A 6,036-nucleotide genomic window follows, 5' to 3' on the forward strand; every position below is an offset into this window, starting at 1 on the left:
AGGCTGAACGCTTGGGCACGAGCGATTTGAATGGTGGCGCGTTCTTCAACGCTGAGTTCGGAATAAGACATAGGGGCAACACCGTACCGGAAAGGTCAGGTGTTGCACTCAGTTTTTGCCGCCGCCCTTGTTTTCATCGCCCAGATCCACTGAGCGAGGCTTGTCAAAAACCTCCTCTAACTTGCCAAGAGACCCATTCTGGAGGTTACGAGCCCAGTCATTTGCCGTGTACATCACAAGATCTCCGACAGAGAGCCCGGTCGCTTCAACCTCACCTGTCTCTTGGTTCTCGACCAACAACTGCCTGGTGTGATCCCCATACTGGACGTGACAGATCCGGTTTAAAGCATTAACGCCCGTAAATCGGCACGATCTTGTTGCTGACAGGATTTGGGTGTTTTCAGAATCTTGCTCATATAGCCTGAGGACAGTTGGAATGATTTGCTCATCAGAGCAAGGCAAGAACACGACCTCATCGCGCTCATTCGAGCTAAATGTCGGAGGCTGGCCATCTCGAATCTGCCGGGACGCTAATGGAATTGATGAGTCTTTGGCTTGGCGTTTGACCTCAACCAGCTCAGTGATTGGCACCGCCGCCATATCGCACAGCACATGCAAGATCAGGCCGGCGCCAATTGGCGGCAGTTGATACGGATCACCCACCAAGATTATCTGAGACTCAGATGGCAACTTTTGAACCAGTCGGTAGAACGTCACGAGGTCAAGCATCGAAGCTTCGTCAATGACAATGATTGGTGCAAGGCCCATTTCCTTGTCGCCTACTTTGCGCAGAAAGCCAGCGATAGTCCGCGCCTCCTCGCCAGTAGCTTCAATCATTCGAGCCGTGGCTCGGCCAGATAGGGCCATTTGAAAACGTGGCCGCCCGGTTGTATCCAACGCCTTGTAGAGCGCCTTGAGGACAGTGGTTTTCCCGACGCCAGCACCTCCAGTTATAACGCTGAATCGATTTGAAAATGAAGTGGCAACGGCATCTCGCTGGGCTTGGTTCAAGCCAAACGCCGGCAGGCCAAGGTGGGCACGCTCTTTTTCCTCGAAGCGTGATATGACATCGCTTACATCCACCTTGAATAACTGTGGCTGCATTAGAGGAATGGAGATCAAGTCCCTTATGAACTGGGCACAACGTCGTTCCATGAGCCACGAGCCCGGCGCAAAAAGCATCGGCCCCAAAAGCGGTAAATCTTGGAATACAAACTGACCGACTTTCGCGCCTGCCAGAAGAGCTTCCGACAAGGCAGCTGTAGGTGCAGCATGTGGTTTGATCAGTTGGCCAACTGAAGCGTGAAGAGCACTCAATGTGCTGCAGGTATGCCCCTGTTCAGAAACGCGATACAGAGCCTCCTCCAGTGCCGCAGCCAATCGTCGCGGGTCGTCCAGACGTAATCCAAAACTATTCCTGGCGACCCGATCAACGCAGTCCCAAGTACCTGCGAAACTGAGCAGTCGATAGGGGTCGTTGGTAAGAGCCCAGATTGTTTGTTTCTTATGGAAACGAATCGCTTTGCGAGCGATATCCAGCGGGATCTGCTTGTCTTGTACAAACCGTAACGTCTTTGCATCACCGTCCTGAGCCCACCGCTCAAACATCCCGTTCCGGACGTCTTCGGTTGGGAGGACTAATTCAACCGCCCCGTGGTCAGCGTGATCCAAGGAGTCGTACAAACGTTCCCCCAGAGCGTCCCACAGACGGGTGGCTTTGACTTCTCCAACACCTTTGACGTTGTCCGCCAGCCATTGGATGACTTGGGAACCACTAGGGCGAACAATCCTTAAATCCTGGGCGTCCACGGTCAATTCACTGACTACGAAGGTGCCATGGCTGCGCAATACAGTGGTGGCTTCGCCATAAACCTCAAAAATCGCCCCTACTGCGATATCCGAAAGCTTTGCAATAGCGTCTGAAACCCGAATAACGACAGGACTCGAACGATCATTGATGCCGAGGGCTACATCCATTCGATGACCGAATGCTATGCACCCCTTCCTGTTGACAGAGCGGATGCTTGTGATACGAACGCTAACATTGATAAGCGAAGGAGCTGCGGTGCTCATCGAGGCATCCGTCCTGTTTCTTCCAAAAACTCAGTAATCAGTGCATGGCGACCAAGCATCTGCTTCGCGGCCTGAAGCTCTGCACGGAGTGCAGCATTCTCTTGCTCCAGAAAATTGAGACGCTGACCGTCCTGCCGACGCTGTTTGGCTTCAGTATCCCTGAGCGCCGGCTCCAGTCGCTGACCAGCAGGCAATGACGCGAGCAAGGGAGGCAGTATTCCTGCTGCTCTTAGCTCGTTTTCGAGGTTTTCCAAAGCCGAGCGGATTGCCGGGTTCTGCGTGAGCGCACTTTTCCCAAACCCGCACTCAGTCGCGATTTCGGAACGTTTCAGCTTGCCACGATGCACATACCCTCTAAAGTCATCATCAGACTTGGATGTCGACCATGCCATGAACGCCGCAAGGTTTTCTTCTGCGATCTGTTGCCCATTAGCCATTAGGACTTGGCCTCTGACGAGTCGCGATCAACAAATGGAAGCGGAGCATCCAGTTTATCAGCCGACACGTTGAATTTATGGGCGTTGTACTGCCAGCGCATAAACCGCTCAAGCAGACGTGTGTTTTCATGCTCCAGGCGAGAGTTTTCGGCTTCTAGCCGGCGAATTCGTTGCTCGGCAATCCGCAAGCTTGCCGGCGGCTTCACCTTTGTAAAACCCGACTTCAGCCTTGCTTTTTGGTGATCGAAGGCGCTCCTGACTCTCTCCTGCAAGGCAAGCGTTTGCCTTGCCGGGCGCGTCCCAATTAAAGGCTCAACAGCATCGCCGAGAGCGTCCCAGCTAAGCTTTCCCTCCCATCCGTCAATCAAGCCAACGACCAGATCGATATCTCTTTCGCTTAGGTGCTTGGCCATCGCTTACATCCCCATCAGAGCGCGGATCTCATCCATATCCGGTTCGTCTTGCTTCGGCGCAGGCAGGCTCGGCATTGTGGAGCGAGCAGCAATGGCGCGTTTGAGTGGACTGAATTCCTGGTCGTTACTCAAGCGGATGATGGTGCCATCTGGAGTGTCTTTCGATTCAAGGATCTGGATCAGTTGGTCAGCTCGTTCCAAGGTTTTGATCTGATGCTGGCTCCAGCGATCAGCGCCGTAAATGCCGTCCTCGTTCGCAGCCTGAGCTTTCGCGAGCTGGACGCGAATGGAATCTCTGTGAATTTTGAGACGTTGGAGCTTGCCATCGTCCCCTTTGACGCAGACTTGCTCGGTGCAGTTGAGGCAGTCGCGGTGCTTCTGGCACGGCACCATCGAAAAGTCTTTCACACAAAACCCGAAGATCGTGATGTGTGCGATCCCTTCGCCGATGGCATCTAGATCTTCCAGTGTGACCGGCACGTTTTCTCGGATCTTGGTCAACGCGACCCCGATCCCAGCATCCCTTGCCATTTCGACGTGCTCGTCGTCGGTCATGTGGTTGTAAGTAGCGTTTTGATGAATATTCGCCCGACCAGACCATTTCGCAATGTCCAATTGGCCTAATTCGCCACGCTGGGCAATCGTATTCAGGAAATGCCGAATCTGGTGTGACGACATCGAAATAGGGCTGCCGTCTGGATTCTTGTACCCATTGCGCTCCCAGATGCTTCGCTCCTGACCCTCGATGTAGTTGATGTCAGTCGTGAACGTGCTTTTTCCCGGGCCCCACACGATGATTGGTCGAGGAGGCATATCCATCCGCAACTCATTTTGACGGAAACAGCAAAGCGCATCGGAGTATTTGATGTGCCGCTCTTTGTTCATCCATGGCCACCCCTTTGGCAACATGCTATGCATGTATCCGTTGAGAAACCGTAAAGTTACATGGCCGTGTTTAGCGTAAAAAGCCAAGAATGGTTCGTACGATTTCATTCCAAGTTTGAGTCTTTGGCGGGAAACGCCTAGTGATTCTCCCGGATCAAACCCTATCGCCATGCACGCTTGGGCATCCGTCAATGGCTGGTCTTCACCAACATTCGGACAGTCTTCATGACGGTAGAACTCGTTCGGATTGGTTTCCAGCCACTTTGCAAGCTTGCGGCCTGGCTCAGACATCTCGGCAAGCCGGCGCACGGCCTCCTCAGCAACCTGCTCCATCGGCGTAGGCATCCATTTGATATCTGACTCATAACCTTTACCTGCGTAGAACCTCAGCCCGAGCCGCATTATTCCTTCATTATCGAGTCCTCGGTACAGGCAGTTCACTGGTAAATCCTGCACCTCCGTGACTCTCGACGGGGCACACATACACAGTGCAAAAATAGATGAGGTGAAGCGATCTCGTGCGTCCAAGAGATCGTTGCTGAAGATCTCCGCCATTGAGTCGAGTAGATAGTCAGGTGGCATTTTTGCCTGACGTCGCCCTTTGGCCACAGCATCTGTACCGTGAATTTCCTTTGGCTTTTTGATTGGGTTCTTCCAATCGACTGGCGCAGGGATGATCCTGCTTTCATTCAGAAACTCTAGGAGTTTCACGAGGCTGATCCCTGCTTGATATGACGACGCTTCATAGGTGCGAGCAACCTGGGCAGCCTCGTTCATCACGCTAATGTCAGTCTGGGTGATGTCCGCGCAACCTTTGATCTCAAGGAGAGCAGCTTCAATACAGCGAATAGCCTTGAACTCATTCTTCAGTTTGCTAGGGTTATGTCCTTGTTGGTAGCGGACGTATGCTTTAGCGAAAGGAATGATCTCAGCGTCCATCAGTTGTTCTTGAGTAAACCCGCGAGAAGGAGCACCTTTCTTGGTGAAGTTGCCGACACCTGGCCACGCGTGGCTGTACCAGTCCAAGTCATCACCGAACACCGTGAGCCTGTCACGACACATGAGAATGAACTCTTCCAAATTTTGCCGACTGGTGATTTGGGCTTTGGGTACAAAAAGAAAGACATTAGGCATTCACAAACTCGCTCTTCATTGCATTGCAACGGGTTACGACATTACTGACTGCAAGGATGAGTCGGTCATTTACGGATGCGATTTTCAGGTCACCGGTAGTATCACGTACGTTGTCGCGCTCACGAAGGAGGTCATCCAGAACAAGCTCATGTGGGCCGTCCAACCACGGCTGGAAGTGAGAGCATGTGTAACAAGCAATCGGGGCGAGAGCACCGCAGAAGCCATAGCTGCCGCAGGTGCCGACATTGCCACCCGCACTGCATACACGGCTGGCGCGATCTTCGCCCCGGCGCGCTTTAGCTTCATCCCTGACGATCACTCCTTGAAAAGCTTGTGCGAAAGGCGCCAATTGTAAGGCTACCGCTTTATCGATGCGTTTCACGATATCAGGGATGTTCTTTACATAAACGCCGACATTCTGGATATCCGAATGATCAAGTGCTTCAGCGATAATATATTCGCCTCGGCCCTCTCGAGCCAGGTTTGTACCCAAGGTATAACGGAAGCGATAGGGGTTCAGATGAGTGATCGCTCCAGTCCGCTCACTGATAACTGCAACTTTCTCTTTTACTTTAGTCATTACATAGGAGAGCTCAGCAACACGCGCATGCAAATAATCTCCTGACAGTTGAATGCCAAGCTCCACACCACCATCGTAATATTTGATAGCTGGGAAGAGCGGCAACTCGGGTATCAAATCAGCATTGAATTTATCGCCGCACGCCTCAACAAATGCTGATTTTGAACTTTCTGCTTGCTCCTGAAGCAAAGTCCACAGATCTTCAACAATTTGATACTTTTTAAAGGAGGCACGCCAAACCCCATATTTCTGCTTTGCTCTGGGGAAGTTAATGAAATAGCGACCTCCTCGGAAAAGTAAATCCTTAACCTTGAGGGCTGCAATCTGGGATGGGCGTCGGCCAGTCAGTGCTAAAATCATTGCGTAGCAAACCTCTCGGAGGCTTAGTGTAGTGGTCTAATGAAACCGGACACCCATTTAGGCGAGAATGCTCGCCAGATCGAGGTGCCAGATGACCAAACAACGCCGTTCCTTTTCCGCTGAATTCAAACGCGAGGCTGCTGACCTCGTGCTC

General features: G+C 52.3%; 4 protein-coding genes and 1 pseudogene. All 5 read right to left on the reverse strand.

From position 1 onward, the window contains the following. Window positions 1-108: 108 nt before the first annotated feature. On the reverse strand, window positions 109-1,977 hold the full coding sequence (locus AC19YT_RS27895) for an AAA family ATPase (protein ID WP_500611358.1): 1,869 nt from the start codon (window positions 1,975-1,977) through the stop codon (window positions 109-111). 92 nt (window positions 1,978-2,069) lie between these two features. Continuing rightward, window positions 2,070-2,510, reverse strand: a complete 441-nt coding sequence (locus AC19YT_RS27900) for a VPA1267 family protein (protein ID WP_185710887.1) — start codon at window positions 2,508-2,510, stop codon at window positions 2,070-2,072. Next, the gene (locus AC19YT_RS27905; RefSeq protein ID WP_185710886.1) at window positions 2,510-2,923 is read right to left on the reverse strand and encodes a hypothetical protein; all 414 of its coding nucleotides are present in this window, start codon (window positions 2,921-2,923) and stop codon (window positions 2,510-2,512) included. The genes AC19YT_RS27900 and AC19YT_RS27905 overlap by 1 nt, the downstream gene beginning before the upstream one ends. Before the next feature lie 3 nt (window positions 2,924-2,926). Next, window positions 2,927-4,942, reverse strand: a complete 2,016-nt coding sequence (locus tag AC19YT_RS27910) for an integrase (protein WP_185710885.1) — start codon at window positions 4,940-4,942, stop codon at window positions 2,927-2,929. Then, window positions 4,935-5,915 (reverse strand): annotated as a pseudogene (locus AC19YT_RS27915) (site-specific integrase); the annotation flags it as partial. The pseudogene AC19YT_RS27915 and the gene AC19YT_RS27910, both read right to left, overlap by 8 nt. Window positions 5,916-6,036 lie beyond the last annotated feature (121 nt).

The sequence above is a fragment of the Pseudomonas sp. MF08875 genome (assembly GCF_059862525.1).

What these genes read in the sequence shown, in the direction of transcription:
- AC19YT_RS27895 (WP_500611358.1), bottom strand. Translation starts at nt 1,977, where the DNA reads ATGGATGTAGCCCTCGGCATCAATGATCGTTCGAGTCCTGTCGTTATT.
- AC19YT_RS27900 (WP_185710887.1), bottom strand. Translation starts at nt 2,510, where the DNA reads ATGGCTAATGGGCAACAGATCGCAGAAGAAAACCTTGCGGCGTTCATG.
- AC19YT_RS27905 (WP_185710886.1), bottom strand. Translation starts at nt 2,923, where the DNA reads ATGGCCAAGCACCTAAGCGAAAGAGATATCGATCTGGTCGTTGGCTTG.
- AC19YT_RS27910 (WP_185710885.1), bottom strand. Translation starts at nt 4,942, where the DNA reads ATGCCTAATGTCTTTCTTTTTGTACCCAAAGCCCAAATCACCAGTCGG.